The 19794-nt window shown below is 58.7% G+C and carries 15 protein-coding genes; 7 read left to right on the top strand and 8 right to left on the bottom strand.

All coding sequences use genetic code 11. From position 1 onward, the window contains the following. Positions 1-133: 133 nt before the first annotated feature. Positions 134-1090 (top strand): thioredoxin-disulfide reductase, encoded by a 957-nt coding sequence (trxB, locus tag BACI9J_RS21790; protein WP_159736205.1) that lies wholly within the window; start codon positions 134-136, stop codon positions 1088-1090. Between the two features lie 35 nt (positions 1091-1125). Beyond that, positions 1126-1452 (top strand): thioredoxin, encoded by a 327-nt coding sequence (gene trxA / locus BACI9J_RS21785; RefSeq protein ID WP_141282958.1) that lies wholly within the window; start codon positions 1126-1128, stop codon positions 1450-1452. A gap of 6075 nt (positions 1453-7527) precedes the next feature. On the opposite strand, the gene BACI9J_RS21780 is transcribed toward trxA, so the two are convergent. The 8 genes from BACI9J_RS21780 to rpmH all read right to left on the bottom strand — a co-directional run bounded on the left by BACI9J_RS21780 (position 7528) and on the right by rpmH (position 13199). Beyond that, on the bottom strand, positions 7528-8775 hold the full coding sequence (locus BACI9J_RS21780; RefSeq protein ID WP_159736204.1) for a ParB/RepB/Spo0J family partition protein: 1248 nt from the start codon (positions 8773-8775) through the stop codon (positions 7528-7530). A 67-nt stretch (positions 8776-8842) separates the two neighbouring features. Further along, a complete protein-coding gene (locus tag BACI9J_RS21775) occupies positions 8843-9898 on the bottom strand; it encodes a ParA family protein (RefSeq protein WP_236558810.1) in 1056 nt (351 codons plus the stop codon). Positions 9899-9986: 88 nt separating this feature from the next. After that, positions 9987-10637 (bottom strand): 16S rRNA (guanine(527)-N(7))-methyltransferase RsmG, encoded by a 651-nt coding sequence (gene rsmG / locus BACI9J_RS21770; protein ID WP_011776793.1) that lies wholly within the window; start codon positions 10635-10637, stop codon positions 9987-9989. Positions 10638-10643: 6 nt separating this feature from the next. Continuing rightward, positions 10644-11195 (bottom strand): Jag family protein, encoded by a 552-nt coding sequence (locus BACI9J_RS21765; RefSeq protein ID WP_159736203.1) that lies wholly within the window; start codon positions 11193-11195, stop codon positions 10644-10646. Then, positions 11195-12178, bottom strand: a complete 984-nt coding sequence (yidC, locus tag BACI9J_RS21760) for a membrane protein insertase YidC (protein WP_159736202.1) — start codon at positions 12176-12178, stop codon at positions 11195-11197. Before yidC ends, BACI9J_RS21765 begins: the two co-directional genes overlap by 1 nt. A gap of 16 nt (positions 12179-12194) precedes the next feature. Then, positions 12195-12530, bottom strand: coding sequence for a membrane protein insertion efficiency factor YidD (gene yidD / locus BACI9J_RS21755; RefSeq protein WP_442858665.1), 336 nt, complete (start codon positions 12528-12530; stop codon positions 12195-12197). Positions 12531-12609: 79 nt separating this feature from the next. After that, the gene (rnpA, locus tag BACI9J_RS21750) at positions 12610-13020 is read right to left on the bottom strand and encodes a ribonuclease P protein component (RefSeq protein ID WP_159736200.1); all 411 of its coding nucleotides are present in this window, start codon (positions 13018-13020) and stop codon (positions 12610-12612) included. Between the two features lie 41 nt (positions 13021-13061). Further along, positions 13062-13199 carry a 50S ribosomal protein L34 gene (rpmH, locus tag BACI9J_RS21745; protein ID WP_011776797.1) on the bottom strand — a complete coding sequence of 46 codons (138 nt, stop codon included), beginning with the start codon at positions 13197-13199 and terminating at the stop codon, positions 13062-13064. A 465-nt stretch (positions 13200-13664) separates the two neighbouring features. Here rpmH and dnaA point away from each other — a divergent pair, with 465 nt between their 5' ends. The 5 genes from dnaA (at position 13665) to BACI9J_RS21720 (ending at position 19530) form a co-directional block, all read left to right on the top strand. Beyond that, complete coding sequence (dnaA, locus tag BACI9J_RS21740) at positions 13665-15083, top strand: chromosomal replication initiator protein DnaA (protein WP_024818846.1); 1419 nt, start codon at positions 13665-13667, stop codon at positions 15081-15083. Between the two features lie 574 nt (positions 15084-15657). Beyond that, complete coding sequence (dnaN, locus tag BACI9J_RS21735) at positions 15658-16782, top strand: DNA polymerase III subunit beta (protein ID WP_159736199.1); 1125 nt, start codon at positions 15658-15660, stop codon at positions 16780-16782. Positions 16783-16887: 105 nt separating this feature from the next. Next, positions 16888-17772: a phosphogluconate dehydrogenase (NAD(+)-dependent, decarboxylating) gene (gene gnd / locus BACI9J_RS21730; RefSeq protein WP_236558809.1), complete on the top strand. Its 885-nt coding sequence runs from the start codon at positions 16888-16890 to the stop codon at positions 17770-17772. A 23-nt stretch (positions 17773-17795) separates the two neighbouring features. Next, positions 17796-18989 carry a DNA replication/repair protein RecF gene (recF, locus tag BACI9J_RS21725; RefSeq protein WP_159736197.1) on the top strand — a complete coding sequence of 398 codons (1194 nt, stop codon included), beginning with the start codon at positions 17796-17798 and terminating at the stop codon, positions 18987-18989. Further along, on the top strand, positions 18976-19530 hold the full coding sequence (locus BACI9J_RS21720) for a DUF721 domain-containing protein (RefSeq protein WP_159736196.1): 555 nt from the start codon (positions 18976-18978) through the stop codon (positions 19528-19530). Before recF ends, BACI9J_RS21720 begins: the two co-directional genes overlap by 14 nt. The last annotated feature ends 264 nt before the right edge of the window (positions 19531-19794 follow it).

The following is a 19794-nucleotide window of genomic DNA, read 5'->3' as shown; positions in this document are numbered from 1 at the left end:
TACAGACGGTACCCTGAATGTTGGTGGCTTCTAGGGTCCCCAACTCCAACGGAATATTTGGAACGCAACAGGGGTTGAGTCAGATGGCTGCCCCGAAAGCCGCAGCATCGACTAAGGAAGAGGTTCACGCCAAGTGAGCATTGCAGAAAACAGCGCATCGCAGGTGCGTGACGTCATCATCGTAGGTTCAGGCCCCGCCGGCTACACAGCCGCTGTTTACACCGCCCGAGCCAACATGAAGCCTCTGCTCATTGCCGGTTCCGTCACTGCCGGTGGCGAACTGATGAACACCACCGACGTGGAAAACTACCCGGGTTTCCCGGAAGGCATCATGGGCCCGGACCTCATGGAGAACTTCGAAAAGCAGGCCGCCCGTTTCGGCACTGAGATTCAGTTCGAGGATGTCACCGAGTTGGATCTCGACGGCGACATCAAGACTGTGACCATCGGTACGGGGGAGACCTTCCAAGCGAAGGCGATCATTCTGTCCACAGGTTCTGCATACCGCGAGCTCGGCTTGGCCAATGAGAAGCGCCTTTCCGGCCACGGCGTTAGCTGGTGTGCAACCTGCGATGGTTTCTTCTTCAAGGATCAGGACATCGCCGTCATCGGTGGTGGCGACTCCGCCATGGAGGAAGCTTTGTTCCTCACCAAGTTCGCGAAGTCGGTTACCGTTGTCCACCGTCGCGACACCCTCAAGGCTTCAAAAATCATGGGTGACCGTGCACAGGCTCACGAGAAGATTAACTTCGTCTGGAACACGGCTGTGGAGGATGTTCTCGGTGAGAACAAGGTCACCGGCCTCAAGCTGAAGAACCTCGTTGACGGCACCGAGTCGGAGCTCGCAGTCACCGGCGTATTCGTGGCCATCGGCAACGACCCCCGTACTGATCTCATCAAGGGCAAGGTGGATCTGACACCCGAGGGAACCATCGCTGTGGAGGGCCGTAGCTCTCGGACCAACATCAAGGGTGTTTTCGCCGCGGGCGATGTCATCGACCCCACGTACCGTCAAGCCATCACGGCTTCGGGCTCTGGTTGCGTGGCCGCCCTGGACGTCGAGCACTACCTCGCAGACCTGCACTCCTAAAGCTGCATCCAAGCAACCATACGAAGGGAAAAGTTATGAGCAACGCAAAAGACGTAACTGACGCAAGCTTCAGCACAGATGTCCTGGCTTCCGAAAAGCCGGTCATCGTAGACTTCTGGGCAGAGTGGTGTGGCCCCTGCCGCAAGCTCGGTCCCATCCTGGACGAAATCTCTGTTGAGTACAGCGACAAGGTTGAAGTTGTGAAACTCAACGTCGACGACAACCCCGCTATTGCCGCCGAGTATGGCATCACCTCCATCCCGGCCGTATACCTGTTCAGCGGGGGAGAAGTTAAGAGCACTGTTATCGGCGCCAAGCCGAAGCAGTTCTTCGAGAAGGAATTCGCGGACGTCCTGTCCTAAGCTTCATGCTTAGCTAAGTCAGCCGAAAACCGGCGGTTGCTGCTCCTGATGGAGCGGGAATCGCCGGTTTTCTGCTGCTCCGGCAGAAATAAACCTGAATCAGTCGCTGATGAATCATTCTTGCGCTCAAAGGGCCTGGGAACTCCCCGAAGAGGAGTTTTCATCCGCTCCTACCTGGGGTAGGGGCGAATCCGGATCTTACTGAGCCTCAGACCTTCCGGTCGGCCTCTCCAGGACTTCGTTCAGCAACGGAGGATTTTGTTTTGGCCGTCGGCTCATTTATGCGAACCTCACTTGCATCCACACCAACCATGGCCTCAGAACGAGTCGACCAGTAGCCGCCTCGCGTGGTGCTCTTGCCCCCATTAGCTCAGGAGCGTTGGTACAAGAAGTATCTGGAGGTAGCTTCGAGTTATGCCCGGAGCCACCTCTTCCGCATAGCACCTTGTTTCACGTGAAACATCTATCCCTTTTGCCAGATGGGCCTGCCTAGATCATCCCGCCCGATGCGTCCTTGGTCTCTCGTGTTTCTGTTTCACGTGAAACAATCACCGAACGCTGACAGTACCTTTGCGATTTCGCTTCTCAGCAGACATTGCGTAAGTGGTCGTCAATAATCGAGGGAGTAGGAAGTAGGTTAAGCACGGCATGCGCCCGGGCGGAGACGCTAAAGACCTGCTCATTCGCCCGTGGGGCTGCACCGGTACGGAGGTGATCACAATCAATGGGGCCGGCAATCAGAAACAGGAGAGAACACCAGCTGAGGCCATTTCCGCTCCACGGGAGGGCCTATGACTGGCCATCTGGCCTACGTCCTTATAGATCGCATGCACTGGGACAGCCGGACCCATGTCAGTGCTGCACTCTGATGTCCGCCTTGAACCCTGAACGCGGCGCGGACTAACCCCTGCCATGGGATCATGGGCGTGCTGGGGCCCCTGAAAGGACGCGGGATAAGCATCACTCACAGGAGCGCTAAACGGCCTCGATAGGGGCTTCTTGCCCTTCTGGGAGGCTGCCTATGGCCACGATTGTGACAATTTGGCTCGTTTTCCATCAGTTCATGCATCACTAAGCCAGCAGCCACAACCAGCGTCGAGTCGGGGCCGAAACAGAGCCTGGTGAACTGGATCATTATTAATTGCATGTCCAGCCAGCTCAGCACCTAAGGGTGTGTGCCCTCCTTTGGCCAGTGGCAGTAGCAGTGGCTGCTACCAAGCTCCCAACCGGCCTAAGCCGGATCTCCTTTCCTCACGGATGTTAGTCGCAGTCTGACCCAGCGGTACGCCGCTACTCGGCGCTTCGAGCAGTCCAAATGGAACCGTGTAAGGGCAAATCTGCCACTGGGCCGCCACGGGGGACCGCTGCACCACCGTCGCCAACCGGATTGGCATCTAAGACTGGTCTGCGTTTCTTTTTGTGCCGGTAAATCCAGTGGACATCAATCTGCGACTAGGTAGCGACGTCCAATCCGCTACTGCCAACGGATTTTCATCAGGCGCCTCTCATTCTGCCGTACTGTCATGAGGCCGCCCATGTCACATCCAAACAATCATCCTGCCAGGCACGGCAAAGTGAGTCCTCGAGCAGTCTGCTTGGACTTAGTCCATGTCGACACATGTCCAATTCCTTCTGCAGTAATCGGAGTCTTCAACCGACGACGGACCCAACAGAGTTCCCATAATCGCCTGAGTCCCCGCCAATCGCCTCAAACCAAGCCCTCGGGGCATCCGGGCCACAAAATATGCATGGGATCGGGTCAACTCCTCCATAATTCCCTCCAGCACTTGAGCGTTTCACGTGAAACATGGCAACTAGCCGCTGGATCCTCTTTTTTCTGGATTTCCCACACTTGAGCTTGTCCCGGAATTGCCCTTTCGGGCATCCGGGGTTCACTCTGTCTCAGAACACCCCTCACCGTCTGCCTCCCAAGGGGACTGGGGTCTGGAAGGCAGTACGAAAGCCCACATCTGACGCTCTTATTGTTTGATGCCACAAAAGCTTCTCCCTGTCATAAGCCATCCTCCTCCATAAAGGCCTCGCCCTACACCTCAGAGCCTGCAGCGATTGCCTGCCACGGCATAAAAGCGAGGAGGCACCCAACGCCAGGCCGCAGCAGTAGCATTTCTAACCAGTTCTGCCGCCCGGGAGGGGCCTATTCGGGACTTAGGCCAGCTAGCTGCTAGAGCCAGCACGACTGGCGGACCACGATACTGTCGCCCTTGGGCACCCTCCAATGCACCAGAGGATCGGCGCGCCAGAGGGCCAACAGGCTAGAGGACCAGAGCGCCAATACGCCAATAGACCCTACTCGTAAGCGCATGCGACCCCACGCGGGTCACCCATACTGCCTCCTAGATGCCCCTGGAGACGGCCTACGGCAAGGAGCGGTGGCGTCCCTGGCACATAGGAGACTTCCACACGGCAGAACCACATCCTTCCAGCAGCGACTGTAGACGTCGTCAGGCACGAAATAGGGAGCTGTGTTGTGGCCGTACTCGTCTTTCCGAAGAAGAGCCGTGGGGAACCCCGTACGCCGTTTCACGTGAAACCAACCGTGCGCCCACACCCTCAATCCGCATCAGTGCTGACAGTGTCCCCACGAGGGCAATAGTGCTCCTACGGCTGGAGTGAACCGCTGTCCCGCCTAACGCGCCATTGCAAACGCTACTGGTCCCCGAATGGAAGACCAGAACACTAGGATTCCTGGGTCCACGAGCGCGAGCAGAGTTCTGGAGACTACACAACACTAGGGCAACAGTGCGGCAGCTGAATGTCGGCTCCGATGCAGCCATCACGTCTTGACGCCTGCTGCCCCGAGAGTGAAAGGACCTTCCATTACTGGCGAAATCCTTAAGAGGACTGCAGGACTGTTTCACGTGAAACACCGCAACCCAACTCCATGCTCCAAGGCGTCCAGAGTGTCCGGTGGAACTGCTGAAACATCGGATGAAAGTTGCCGAGTCAATGTGGAGTTCTACCAATAATCACCAAAGACTCGGGTCAAGGCTCTGGAGAATCGGGTGACGAAAGCCGTTCAGATGCAATAATTCGGCCCCTGATGTCTGTCTCCAAGAAGGGCGCAACCTGGGGCCGACGGAGGCTTCCATGGACCATGCTTGGCGTGGCCATCATAGACCTGAGCCTGGTCTCCCTTGCACTCCAAAGGTCCAGAAGTGGAGCGTTGTTATCCACCGACTTATACACATCGTTATCCACAGGTTTATCCACTCGCCGTGGGCCTCACCACATTTGCTCCTGCGGAGCCGCTCTGATTGGCGATTGCGACGGGAGGACACCGCGCCTCGACGATGAGTGGGCGCGTAGCCCAACTCCGCTGGACGCCACGGCACTTCCGGTGCAAAAACGCCTGGAATCAACGAATATGAGGCTAACGGAGACTCTGATATCGGAGGCTTGAGGGGACGATACAGTCCTGAAGCAGCTTCCCGTCTTTCACCTACATCTGGGGCCGCTAACGAAGCCAAGGCTACTTGTAAAAAGGCGGCCGTCCCGCGCCACCCGACACTGAATCCACACACTTATCCCCAAAGTTTTCCACAGCGATATCCACCGCCTTATCCACCGCTTGCTTATGCACGTCGTGGGCGCACACCGATCGGATCGTGGGCGCCCGCGCCACGTTTCACGTGAAACATGTGACTGCTAGTCAGCGGACCAAAGCGAGCTCCGTAGTCGACCACCAACTTCCCAGAGCTCGTCGGCCGCTACACCGTCGTCCCAAGCCGGGATGGAAAACTCACGACGGCATCAGGGTTTGTCCCCAACATCAGACCATTCGTGTGAGGGATCACTTGTGGACCGCACGAACTGCGGGCGGCCCTGTGGACCGTCGGCTAGTCACGAAGACCAGCGGGGCCGCTCCTGGCGGGAACCTAACACCGACCAGGCCCTGTGAGCTGTAGCCAATAGCGGGCCGATAGACACTGCTGTAAGCCATGTGCGTCGGCCTCCCAGGGGAACGCCCGGAGCTGTTGAGTGTTCCTTGCTTGAGTTCGGCGTTAGCCGGAATGGATTTCCCCCACCCGACTCGGTAAGAACGCCTTGGACGTGTCCGCGATCCGCGGCCATATCTGCGGGTAACACCCCAATAGTCTTCATTCTTCATAGCGCCCGGCAAAGGTGAAGAGGGCTGTGTCAAGAGTCGTGATTGCCTGTCAGCTGTTGGTGATGCCCCCACAGCCGAACAGAGGCTACGCTCATCAGTCGGCAGATCCGTCGATAATGTGTCACCGACAGGATCTACTGAAGGGGCTGTCTGATCATCCTTACCAATCTACGAGTCACTGGGGTCATGTGAACCGCAACTTGGTCATCGATCCGAGGGCTCAGGGGGAGGGGTATGGTCACGAGCACCATCGGCCTGCCCGTGACCGTACAAACATTCCTCGACTCAAGGATCGATGATAAGGCTGGCGTCGTCTAGGGACTTAAAGTAGGGTCCTGCCTCCCCGGCTGGGTATGGAAGAGCTGACTCCCGATCTATAAACCAGGACAGGGCATGGGGGCACAAGGCGTCGCAATTGCAGGATCCCTGCCCGCGGATCGGATGCTGCCTGGCGGACACTGCGGCACTCGGACACTCCGGGAGTCCGTAGAGAAGGACGAGAGTCGAGAATCACCCCCAGGCGCGAATAGCTGCCACCTCCGTCCAGACTACTTCAGTGGTACCGCCCTGTCCCACGGAGGGAGTCTTCTGCGCGGGCACATCCAGCGTATGGTTTCACGTGAAACAAACTACCAGTGTAGCGGCCAGTGCGCAATGGAACCGTCAGTCGCTTGCATCAACGGAACGCGTGGAGTCCACACAGGATGACGGGGTGAACAATCGCTGATTCCCAGCGTCCAACGTCATAGGCCCACCATAGACATACGTATGTTTCACGTGAAACAGGGACAGCGCGAGGCGCAGGGGGTTCCACTAGATCAGCGAGTTTGAGTCACGCGGAATCCACAGCACGTCCCGTCCTCTGCAAGGAGGTCTGGCCTCAGCCCTTAGCCCCGCTAATAGCGTCCGGAAGCCACAAGCGGTCCAGAGGGATCGGTTTCTCCTTCGTCGGGGCCTAAAAGGGGTCTCACGGCGTCTCGAATTGGAGACGAGGGACCACCGCCGATAGATCCCAAAGGAATGCCAGCGGCGAGATCTGGCCCCATGGAACCGAGGCAGCCGGCATGGACACGGCCCTTGTACATGAGCCGGGCCGATCGCGATTCCAATGCGTCAGCGCCCATAAGTACCATCTCAAGGGCCCCCTGGTCACTGAGAGAACGCATAAGGGTTCCTCGTGCAAAGAACGAAGGCAAAGTTGCCAGCAAGGAGACAGGGTGCGAACACTGAACACGAATGCCTTGCCGCAGTGTCTTGTTTCACGTGAAACAGCATTGTTCGTGGCGTTGGCAGTCGCATAGCAGTTGCCTTAGTGATCGAATTCGACCGGAAAGAGCAAGCGGAGAGGCGGGTTCACCGTTGGAGGTTGATGCCCGTTGCTATGACCTAGTATCCCTCGGAGAACCATTCATTGCCCCTCATTGATTCCGCAATACCACCCTTCACTCTTGGCCGTGTGGAGCCCTGCGTCGTTAGGCCGGTCTGATGCGCCCCGCAAATTGCCACCGGGTGGCGATTTCTGCGGTAGCTGGGACTACTCTTACCACTCCACCTTGGCGGACACGGCACGACATCACTGGCCTCGAAAAGACCCGAGAGTGCGTCCGGAGGCTCGGGTGGGGGATCTGCACCTATCCCACAACAGGGAATACAAACACACCAGTCTCCATCGTCCAAAGGGAACAGCTGTATGGATTCAATGGACCAGACCGCAGGCGCACACCCACTGGCTTGAGGGCAAACACGGCTACTCATGCGTCCTGCCGTACCGCTTCTGGCAGCCTCTCGGGCTAGAACATACCTCGTTTCACGTGAAACACTGCATCAAGGATGACAGCAGCCACGTGAAGGGACAAAAGGGTCCGAAGTAGAACCGCTAGAAAGCAAGAAGGACAGCAAAATGGGGCCCACACCGTATGTGAGCCCCATTTGATGAATAGCTGGATTTAGTCTTCGGCGCCCGGGCCGAGAACATCCATAATTCGGTTGAGATCCTCAACGCTGGCGAACTCGATACTGACACGGCCCTTGCGTGCACCAAGAGTAATCTTCACGTTGGTGTCCAAACGGTCCGACAACGAGGACGCAAGGTAGTCCAAGCGTTCGTGCCGGGCATTTGGCTTAGGGATGCTGCTCTTGGCAGGTGTAGTGGGGTCTTGGTACAGAGCAACCGATTCCTCGGTGGCCCGGACTGACATACCCTCAGCCACGATCTTCTGTGCCATTCGCTCCATGGCTGCAGCGTCCGGGAGGGCCAGCAAAGCGCGTGCATGTCCTGCTGACAGGACACCGGCGGCTACACGGCGCTGAACCAGCGGCGGAAGCTTGAGGAGACGCAAGGTGTTGGACACTTGCGGACGCGAGCGACCAATACGGTCAGCCAGCTGCTCATGTGTAGTCCCGAAGTCTTCCAGGAGCTGTTGGTAGGCCGCCGCCTCTTCCAAGGGGTTCAGCTGGCTACGGTGGAGGTTTTCGAGCAGAGCATCACGGAGAAGGTCGTCATCCGTGGTGTCACGAACAATCGCGGGGATGGTTTCCAGGCCCGCGGCCTGTACTGCACGCCAACGACGCTCGCCCATGACAAGCTCGTACGGTTCTCCACCCTTTTCGGTTGAAGTACGTACAACAATTGGCTGGAGGACGCCTATTTCGCGTACCGAGTGTACGAGCTCAGCCATGTCGTCCTCATCGAAGACTGAACGAGGCTGTTTGCGGTTCGGATGGATGTCACCCACGGGGATCTCGGCGAACCTGGCCCCAGGGACCTCCACCAGCTCCACCTCGGGAGCGGAGGGAGTGGCCGGAGCGGCGGGTGCGGCAGGCGCCGTCGACTCTGCCGCGTCGGCCGCCTTCTTGTTAGCCGCTGATCGTGAACCTGCCGCTTTGGCCGCCGGCTTTGACGGCGCAGCAGTCTTAGCAGTGGAGGGCCTAGTCGCCGCTGCTTTGGTGGATGCCTTCGCAGCACCGGCACCGTTTACTGCGGATGCAGCCGATGATGCGTCCGCAGCAGGCACTGAATCAGCAGCGCTGGAATCCTCGAGTAGCGTTTCGACGGTGGTCGCCGCTGTCTTCCTCGCCTCAGGAAAAAACAGATCCACAGGACGGGACGGTGAGGAGCCATTTCCCTGGGCCGAGGCCGAGCTAGGAATGAGAGCCCCAAGACCCCTGCCGAGGCCCCTTCGCTTTTCGCTCATTGATTCATCCCTCCGATGGAATAGCCGAGCACGGACCGGCCCAAGCTGTTGCAGTGTTTCAAGAATTCTAGCGTTCAGCTATTTCGGCTGCGGCTTCCATGTAAGAAAGCGCACCGCTCGACGAAGGATCGTACGTCATGACCGTCTGCTGATAGCTGGGAGCTTCAGAGATACGTACGGACCGTGGAACCACGGCCCCTAATACCTGATCGGGGAAGTGCTGGCGGACCTCGGATGCGACTTGTGCCGCCAAGTTGGTGCGGCCGTCGTACATGGTCAAAAGGATGGTGGAGACTACGAGGTCAGCATTCAGGTGCTTCTGGATCATCTCAATGTTCTTGAGGAGTTGGCTCAGGCCTTCCAGTGCGTAGTACTCGCACTGGATAGGAATAAGAACTTCACTGGCGGCACAGAATGCGTTGACCGTCAGCAATCCAAGGCTGGGCGGGCAGTCGATGAAGATGTAGTCCAAGCGACCTTCGCCATCGTTCGCCCGCTCCTTGGCATAAACGTCTATGGCGCGGCGGAGACGTTGTTCGCGGGCAACCAGCGAAACGAGCTCAATTTCGGCTCCGGCCAGGTGAATCGTGGCGGGTGCGCAGATGAGGTTGGGAATATCAGGGCACGGGGCCACGACGTCCTTGAGGGGAAGATCGTTGATCAGGACATCGTAAATGCTGTCTACATCCGCATGGTGCTCAATACCCAGTGCAGTGGACGCATTGCCTTGGGGATCAATGTCGATCACCAGCACGTTCAGGCCGGCCGACGCGAGGGCCGCAGCAATGTTCACCGTAGTGGTGGTTTTGCCAACGCCGCCCTTTTGGTTGGACACAGTGAAGATGCGGGTCCTATCGGGCTTGGGCAGTTCCCTGCCGATCAAGCGTTCACGCCTGCGGGTCTCGTTAGCCAGCTGGCGGGCGATGGGGCTGGAATCATCAATGGAATCCATGACGTTGCGCACTCCATCTGGGACGGTTTCACGTGAAACGGCAGCATTATCAACCGAATCAGTGCGCACGATTGCAGATTGAAGAGATGCAGAGGGCGTAGCCATGGCCCGCGCGGACCCCAAGGACATAAACGGGGGGATTCGCTGCGTGGAGGTTTCACTACTGCCCACTGGTCACACTCTCACTCTCATTCGGCGCTTTGCTGCCGTTCTCTAGCCTAACCGCTCAGCCGCCGACACGCGGGAAACCGAGCGGGACCTACGCCGTCTTTCCGGGCTTGTTGACGATGATCCTCACCACGGTGGTGGGTTCCTCCAAAAGCTCCTGTCCACAGACCACAACTGACGTTTCCACGCCACCGAGTTTGCGGATGACTTTCTTGGCCTTCTCGATCTCTTCGGCCGCACTACGACCCTTGATGGCTACTACTTCGCCATGTCCGTTCAGAAGAGGGATGGTGAGGCCAGCGAGGTTTGAAAGCGCAGAAACAGCCCGCGCGGTAACAACATCCGCATCCACCATTCCGACTGCCAACTCAGCCCGAGTCCTCATGATGGTGACGTTGTCCAAGCCAAGGTCATCCACCACTTCCTGAAGCCAGATGACACGGCGTTCCAAGGGCTCGATCAAGGTCAGCTCGAGGTCCGGGCGGGCGATTGCAAGGCAAAGGCCCGGGAGGCCCGCACCGGATCCGACGTCGGCAACATGGCTGTCCATGGCGATGGCGGATTCAATAACTGCGCAGTTCAATACGTGTCGGCTCCACAGACGCGGAATCTCACGCGGCCCTATCAGCCCGCGCTCCGTACCCGATGTAGCCAGGTGCTCAACGTAGCGCTTGGCTAGATCCAAACGCTCCCCGAAAATCTTCTCTGCCGCTTCCAGTTCAGCTGCGGTGATTTCTACCATGAGCTGCTAGTCGGCCGAAACGACGATGTGGCGGCCAGCGCCTTCGCCTTCGGACTCGGAGACGAATCCGAGGTCAGCAACGGCATCGTGGACGATCTTGCGCTCGTACGCACTCATCGGTTCGAGGGCTACTGTTCCACCGTCAGCCTTGACCTTGGCCACGGCGTCCTCGGCGATCTTCTGCAGCACGCCGGCGCGTTCCTTACGGTACCCATTGATATCCAGGACAAGGCGTGAGCGGCTCTCCGTAGCGGACAGAACCGAGAGGCGGGCCAGCTCCTGCAATGCTTCCAGGACTTCTCCGTCGCGACCTACGAGGTTGTCCAAGGCTGCAGACTCTTCATCAGCACCGATGGAGATGTAAGTGCGTCCGTTCCGGACTTCGATGTCGATATCACCATCGATATCAGCGATGTCCAGGAGTTCTTCGAGGTAATCGGCGGCAATGTCGCCTTCCTCTTCCAAGCGGCTGGCCGTCTTGGACTGGGTCTCTTCCTGTGACTCCTCTTGGTCTTCAGTCACAGCGGTCATTGCTTCTTCAGTGCTCTCGGCAGACATTACTTCTTCTTCCTGTTCTTACGTTGTGGCTGGACGCGCTGGGCCCTGATTTCGGCGGCTGCCGCAGCAGCAGCTTCGGCTTCAGCAGCGGCGTCCGCGGCAGCGTTCTTCTTTCCACCCAGCAGCGGCGGCAGGCCCTTTGCGGCACGACGCTCTTCAAGCGCCTTGGCGGCGGGGGATCCCGGCGTGGGCATACGGCGGATAACGAAGAACTGCTGGCCCATGGTCCAGAGGTTGGTGGTGGTCCAGTAGATGAGGACACCGATCGGGAAGTTGATGCCACCAATACCGAATACGAGCGGCAGGATGTAGAGCATCATCTTCTGCTGGCGCATGAACGGGCTTGCCATGGCCTCTTCGGACATGTTCTTGGCCATGATCTGCTTCTGCGTGATGAACTGCGAGGCCGTCATTGCGAGAATCATGATGATGGAAAGGGTCCAAACGGCAACTTCGGTGCCAGGGACTCCACCGTGAAGCAACGACGCCGACAGAGGAGCACCAAAGATGCTCGACTGATCGAACTCGATAACTTGTTCGTGGCTCAGCGCGCCGATGCCTTCGCCGGCGTTCTTGGCCGTGGAGATACCCGACAGCACCTGGAACAGTGCGAAGAAGAACGGCATCTGGATCAGCATCGGCAAACATGCCGAGAACGGATTGGTGCCGTGCTTCTTGTACAGCGCCATCTGCTCCTGCGCCATAGCTTGGCGGGAGAGCTGGTCGGTCTTGCCCTTGTACTTGGTCTGCAGCTTCTTCAGGTCAGGCTGCAGCAGCTGCATACCGCGCTGTGCCTTGATCTGCTTGACGAACACAGGAATCAGGGCGGCACGGATCACCAACACGAGGCCGATGATCGACAGTGTCCACGTCCAGCCGTTGGCGGCGGGCAGGCCGATGAAGCTCAGTCCGTCGTGGAAGCCAACCATGATGATTGACACCAGCCACTTGAACGGAAACATGATCGTTCCAAAGAAGTCCATACGATATCCCTATTCGTTAGGCCGCAGAGCGGCCTTCTTCATCAGCCTGAACAGCAAGGAACTGGTCCGGATTGTTCAGTACAACAATTGTGGGCGTCCGGCCATCAGGCCAATGACGATGGCCGGCGGGGACATGGTCCACTCCACCGGCATTCCAAGGATGACATTTGGCGAGCCTTTTGGCTGCGAGCCAGCTGCCCTTCACGGCGCCATGCACCGTTACTGCTTCCAGCGCATACGCGGAGCAGGAGGGAAAGAAACGGCATACCTGGCCGTACAGGGGTGAGATGACCTTTCGGTACGTCTTCAACAAAAGAATCAGTACGTTGCGGGGCAGCTCCCATAGGAACATGCCTACCGCCGCCGGAAGGCTCCGATGCGGAACCTTCCCGGAGGGGTCGCTTGAGGAAGGAACGACGGCGGCGCTTATGTCATGCACGCGGTGTCCCTTCCGTAGTGGTGCCGATGTGTTCAGTCGAAGCTTTGCGTGGATCCGAGCCACCCAATCGCTTCGTCGTCACTGCCAGTGCGGCGTTGTAGTCCGAGAGCAGCTGCTCCCAGCTGGCCGTTGCAGCTGCGGGCAGCGCCCGGACTACTACCGCCAGACCCGTTCCATGCGTATGCAAGGACAGGGCGCCTGCTTCTCTCAGTCTCCTCTTAACGAGGTTCCTGGTCACGGCGTTCCCGACGGCTTTGGAGACAATGAAACCGATTCGACTCGGCTCCCCGGCCCCAATAGAGGCCGTATATAACACTAAGTTCCGGCGTCCATTGCGGACGCCGGAACGTACAGTTGTTGAAAAGTCGGTAGACGTCCGCAGACGGTTAGGGGTGGCTAGCACCGTCGAACCCGCAAAAAGACCCTGACCGACAAGTCAGTTATTTACGCCGACAGTTCGACGCGGCCCTTGCCGCGACGGGCAGCCAGGATGGCGCGGCCGGCACGGGTGCGCATACGAAGGCGGAAGCCGTGCTTCTTGGCCCGACGGCGGTTATTCGGCTGAAAAGTCCGCTTGCTCACGTTAGTTACTCCAGTGGATCAAAGGTGCGCCCACCCGATCAAAAAAGGGGAAGAACTGGCCGACGCTAAGTTTTGTATGTGCCTGCCGCCGTTGCCTTCCGTACGGAGAACGTACGGGGTTACAACTGATCTCAAAAGCGGACACAAAGGACTTCACAACGTTAGGGCAAAAAGGCACCCACAGTCAAACCGGGAGCCTGCCGCAAGGCTATCCACAGCTGTGCCCAACTCATGTTGACAGCCTGTGGATGAAGTGGCTCACAGCCTGCTTTTGCGAACCACAACGGTGTAATTATCCACAGGCAACTTCCCAGCTATCTTCTAGCGATTTCATCCCCTAGAGTGGCTCAGTAGCCCAATGTCCACCCGCTGTGTATAACTCTGTGGATTATCGCCCAGAACAACGCCGCCGGAGAGACTTCGGCTGCCAGCAACGCCGGCAAGCAAGTATTTAGGAACTGATTGATGACAGTAGACGAAGCCAACCACGCCAACACTGTCGGAAGTTCCTGGCGCAGGGTGCTGAGCCTTATGGAGCAGGACGACCGGGTCTCACCCCGTCAGCGCGGTTTCGTCATCCTCGCCCAAGCACAGGGCCTTATCGGTTCAACCTTGCTGGTAGCGGTTCCCAATGAACTCACCCGGGAAGTCCTCCAGACGCAGGTCAAAGATGCGTTGGACGACGCCCTTCGCAACGTTTTCTCTGACGACATCCGTTGCGCGATCGACGTGGACACCGATCTGGTTCCCGTCCACGCAGAGCCGGAACCCGTCGTCGAGCTTTCTGCTGTTTCTGACTTTGCAGAACCGAAGCCGCAGCCCACACCCCCCAGCACTTCCCATGAATTCGGGCGCCTGAATCCGAAGTACATCTTCGATACCTTCGTGATCGGTTCCTCCAACCGCTTCGCGCATGCAGCCGCGGTGGCTGTGGCGGAAGCACCCGCGAAGGCCTACAACCCTTTGTTCATCTACGGTGACTCGGGCCTGGGCAAGACTCACCTGCTGCACGCGATCGGACACTACGCCCGCCGGCTTTACAGCGGCATCCGGGTCCGCTACGTGAACTCAGAGGAGTTCACCAATGACTTCATCAACTCCATTCGTGACGACGAAGGCACCAGCTTCAAGACCACGTACCGCAACGTGGATGTACTCCTGATCGATGACATTCAGTTCCTGGCCGGCAAGGATCGGACCCAGGAAGAGTTTTTCCACACGTTCAACGCCCTGCACAACGCCAACAAGCAGGTTGTCATCACCTCTGATCAGCCCCCGAAAATGCTGGCCGGCTTCGAGGACCGCATGACGTCGCGCTTCGAGTGGGGCCTCCTGACGGACATCCAGCCGCCGGAACTCGAGACCCGGATCGCGATCCTTCGCAAGAAGGGCCTCAGTGAGGGACTCTCCGCACCTGATGATGCGCTGGAGTACATCGCTTCAAAGATCTCCAGCAACATCCGGGAACTTGAAGGCGCCCTGATCCGCGTCACAGCATTCGCCAGCCTCAACCGCCAACCGGTGGACGTGGCCTTGGCTGAAATGGTTCTGAAGGACCTGATCACCGATGACGGTGCCCAGGAAATCACGGCGAAGCAGATCCTGGACCAGACGGCCGACTACTTCAAGCTCAGCATGGAGGAGCTCTGCAGCAAGTCCCGTACACGGACCCTGGTGACAGCCCGGCAGATCGCCATGTACTTGTGCCGGGAGCTGACGGACATGTCACTGCCGAAGATCGGCCAGGAGCTCGGCGGCCGCGATCACACCACGGTCATCCACGCAGACCGGAAGATCCGCGAGCTGATGGCGGAGCGCCGTGTGATTTACAACCAGGTCACCGAGCTCACCAACCGGATCAAACAACAGCAGCGCGACTCCTGAAATCCACAGTGCACCCGCCACTACATACCTTATTAACAGGTGCATGTGGATAAGCCTGTGGATAGTTAAGGGGACAAGCATGGTTAATGGGCTTAAAACCCTTAAGCCATCTGTGGATCATCGAAAACGGCTCTGGGAGTTGTCCCCATCCACACCCTGTTTAAAACCCAGTTAACGCACAATCCGTAAACAGGGCTTAACCGCGGAACTGCGGGCTGAGATCGAGTTATCCACAGTTTCCACAGCAGTTATTAACACTACGAATCCCAAAAAATTGAAATCCCTCAAATAACAATCTCGTTCTGCCGCCCATCCCCACCCTCAAATGACAGACCACTGGCCAGGCCAAGGCCGCCTGCGGCTGTCCACATACGAAGGGTCCGGCTCGATGGGGATGGGTTAATCGCGGATCTTCCGGCTAAGCTGTCAGCAGCGCTCCCATCCTTGGGTCTGTTTGTAGTTCGCCAAGCGCGGACCATGCAGGTTCCGGTGCCGGACTGCGAAGATTTAGCGGCTTCCACACAGGAATCCGCAGCTACTACATGGCAGCAGCAATGAAAGGCGGCACCCCTCCGTGAAGTTCAGAGTCGACCGCGACGTCCTGGCAGAAGCCGTTACGTGGACCGCGCGGTCGTTGTCTCCGCGGCCGCCTGTTCCAGTGCTTTCCGGACTCCTCCTCAAAGCCGAGGCAGGAACCGTTAGCCTCTCGAGCTTCGACTACGAGACCTCGGCCCGATTGGAAATACCCGCAGATATTGCCGTGGAAGGTACCATCCTGGTGTCCGGGCGTCTGCTGGCTGACATTTGCCGCAGCCTTCCCTCAGCTCCCGTGGAAGTTGAGACCGATGGCAGCAAAGTGACACTCACTTGCCGTCGAAGCAGCTTTCACCTGGCCACCATGCCCGAGTCCGAGTACCCGGCATTGCCCGCATTGCCTGCCATCAGTGGAACCTTGCCCGGTGACTCCTTCGCCCAAGCCGTATCCCAGGTAATCATCGCGGCCAGCAAGGATGACACCTTGCCGATCCTTACGGGCGTCCGCATGGAGATCGAGGATGACCTCATCACGCTCCTCGCTACCGACCGCTACCGCCTGGCTATGCGCGAGGTCCCGTGGAAGCCCGTCACTCCTGGTATTTCCACCAGCGCTTTGGTCAAGTCCAAGACCCTGAACGAAGTCGCCAAGACTCTTGGTGGCAGTGGAGACATCAATCTCGCCCTTGCCGATGACGACAGCCGGCTTATTGGTTTCGAAAGCGGCGGGCGAACCACCACGTCGCTGCTGGTTGACGGAGATTACCCCAAAATCCGCTCGCTCTTCCCGGATTCCACTCCGATCCACGCCACAGTTCAGACGCAAGAACTCGTGGAAGCCGTTCGCCGTGTCTCGCTCGTCGCTGAACGGAACACTCCCGTTCGTCTCGCCTTCACCCAGGGCCTGCTGAATCTCGACGCCGGTACGGGTGAAGACGCCCAGGCTTCCGAAGAGTTGGAAGCACAGCTTTCCGGTGAGGACATCACAGTCGCCTTCAACCCGCACTACCTCGTTGAGGGGTTGAGCGTAATCGAAACCAAATACGTTCGCTTCTCCTTCACCACCGCTCCGAAGCCCGCCATGATCACCGCTCAGGCCGAAGCGGATGGCGAAGACCAGGACGACTACCGCTACCTCGTGATGCCGGTCCGCCTTCCCAACTAGCGGGCAACTGGGTTGTTCTGAGGCTTTGGAACAACCACGGATGCGAGCCAGTTGGGCCCGGACCTTTACCGATACCCGCCACCTTCGCAGAAAAGAGTTCACACCGTGCACATCGGACTGATCGGCCTCGGAAAAATGGGTTTCAACATGCGCGAACGCATGCGGAACGGCGGCATTGAGGTCACGGGCTTTGACCGCAACCCTGATGTCACCGACGTAGCGTCCGTGGACGAACTCATCGCGGCGCTGCCCACTCCACGGCTGGTGTGGGTGATGGTTCCATCCGGTGCCATCACTGATGCGGTGGTGACTGAACTTGGCGAAAAACTCAGCCCGGGTGACCTGGTAATCGACGGCGGTAACTCCCGTTTTACGGAAGACCAGAAACACGCTGCAGCACTTGCCGAGAAGAGCATCCGCTTCGCGGATTGCGGTGTATCCGGCGGGGTGTGGGGCCTCCAAAACGGTTACGGCCTCATGGCTGGCGGTAGCGAGGAAGACATTGAACTCGCCATGCCCGTCTTCGACGCTCTCCGTCCTGAAGGTGAACGGGCAGACAGCTTCGTCCATGTAGGCGGAGTAGGCGCCGGCCATTACGCCAAGATGGTTCACAACGGCATTGAGTACGGCCTGATGCAGGCATACGCCGAAGGGTACGAACTGCTCGCCGCGAAGGACATCGTGACGGACCTTCCGGGAACTTTCCGTGCATGGCAGAAGGGCACGGTGGTCCGGTCCTGGCTTTTGGATCTCATGGTCAAGGCATTGGACGAAGATCCGGGCTTGGCGTCGATCGACGACTATGTTGAAGATTCCGGCGAAGGCCGTTGGACCGTGGAAGAAGCAATCGCCAACGCGGTGCCCGCTCCTGCAATCACTGCTGCGCTCTTTGCCCGCTTTGCTTCCCGTGAGGACAATTCTCCGGCCATGAAGATGGTTTCGGCGTTGCGCCATCAATTCGGCGGACACGCCACCCGTCCGGCCAACTAGGCCGCAGGAGTCCTGCAAACGGCGTGTATCTCGAACATCTTTCGCTGACGGATTTCCGAAGCTACGCACAGGTGGACCTGAAGCTCGGTCCCGGTGTGACGGTCTTGGTGGGTTCCAACGGAATCGGCAAGACCAACCTCATGGAGGCAATCGGGTATTTGGCCACCCTGAGTTCCCACCGGGTCAGCACCGACGCTCCACTGCTTCGATTCGGCACGGATCGCGCGATGATCCGGGCCAGGCTGGTCCGTGGAGAGCAGTCAACGGTCATCGAGCTTGAGATCAATTCCGGACGGGCAAACCGGGGACGTATCAACCGCAGCAACCCGGTCCGGGCCAGGGACATCCTGGGCATCTGCCAAACCGTCCTGTTCGCACCCGAAGACCTGGCATTGGTCAAGGGCGATCCTTCGAACCGCCGCCGTTTCCTGGACGAACTGCTGGTGAGCCTCGTTCCGCGTCATGCTGCCACCCGCAGCGACTATGACCGCGTTCTGAAGCAACGCAACGCCTTGCTCAAGTCTGCCCGCGCCGGCAAATTCACCGCCGGACATGAGGCAACCCTTGATGTCTGGGATCAGCACATGGCCCGTGCCGGCGCAGAACTGCTCCATGCCCGCCTTGAACTTGTGGAACGGCTACGTCCCCACCTGAACAGCGCTTACGCGCAGCTCACCGACGGTTCCAAGGACGCCGGCGCCGTGTACCGTTCAACCATTCAAGGCGTACTTGACGACGACGGCGGGCCGGCCGACCATGGAACGGAACCTTCGGCGTCGGTGGATGACCTCCGGCTGCTGTCCATTGAAGAACTCACCGAGCGCTATATCCAGGCCTTCGCGGCGTCGAGGAAGAAAGAGCTTGAACGAGGCATCTCGCTGGTGGGTCCGCATCGCGATGAACTGGAACTCGTGCTGGGGCAGGCGCCGGCAAAGGGCTACGCATCCCATGGTGAAACCTGGTCCATGTGCCTCTCGCTGCGATTGGCTTCCTACTACGTGATGCTGGATGACGCCCGGACCGGTGGCACCGCTCCGATCCTCATCCTGGACGATGTTTTCGCTGAACTGGACGTCCAACGGCGGCGTAAACTGGCTGCAATAGTCGCCGGTGCGGAGCAAGTGCTGGTGACCGCCGCCGTCGATGCCGATATCCCCGAGGAGCTGGCCGGACGGCGCGTAACCGTTGTTCCGGGAGGCATCGATGGCGAAGGATAGCCGCGAGGGACTTCAACCCGGCCGCGAACCGGACGAAATTGACGCTGCGCAAGCTGCGCTGAACCGCATGCGTGAGGCTGCGGCTGCCCGGGGGGAAGTGCGGCAGCGCGCGCCGAGACCCGGCTCTGCCCCAAAGCGCAAGGGGCTTCGGGACACCAGGGGCTTCACTCAATTCCACGGTAGCGGCAGGGATCCTTTGGGTTTGGGAAAAGTGGTGGGCCGCTTGGTGGCCGAGCGCGGCTGGACATCACCGGTGGCCGTTGGTTCTGTCATGGCCGAATGGGAGACGCTGGTGGGTCCGGACATTTCAGCTCACTGCACGCCGGAGAGCTTCACAGACACCACGCTTCATGTTCGTTGTGACTCCACGGCCTGGGCCACACAGCTGCGGTTGCTGAGCACGAGTCTTTTGGAAATGTTCCGGAACGAGTTGGGCGAAGGTGTGGTTACCAGCATTCAGGTGCTGGGACCTTCGGCTCCAAGTTGGCGAAAAGGCGGACGCAGCGTCAACGGTCGGGGACCGCGGGACACGTACGGCTAAACGGCGTGCAGGACGTTTCAACGCCCCCGAGTCGTATAGGCCCCCGTCGGGACCACCGTAGGGCCATTGAAGATAGGGCCAGTGGTCTCCCATGGCCATATTCAGCTGTCGGCTGCCCCTGCATTTGCAAGGATTTGCGGCTTTCCACGATAGAATTGGTGTAGATCACTGAGCGCCGGTGAAACGTCATCGGGTCTTGAATCCACTCCTGTGGCAGCGAGGACCCCGGTTGTCGGAGTAGTCGGCGCAATCAGTCACGTGCCC

The organism is Arthrobacter sp. 9V, from assembly GCF_902506065.1.
GTDB lineage: Bacteria > Actinomycetota > Actinomycetes > Actinomycetales > Micrococcaceae > Arthrobacter.
Note: the sequence above shows the minus strand (reverse complement) of the source record. Positions and strands in the feature narration are given on the sequence as shown.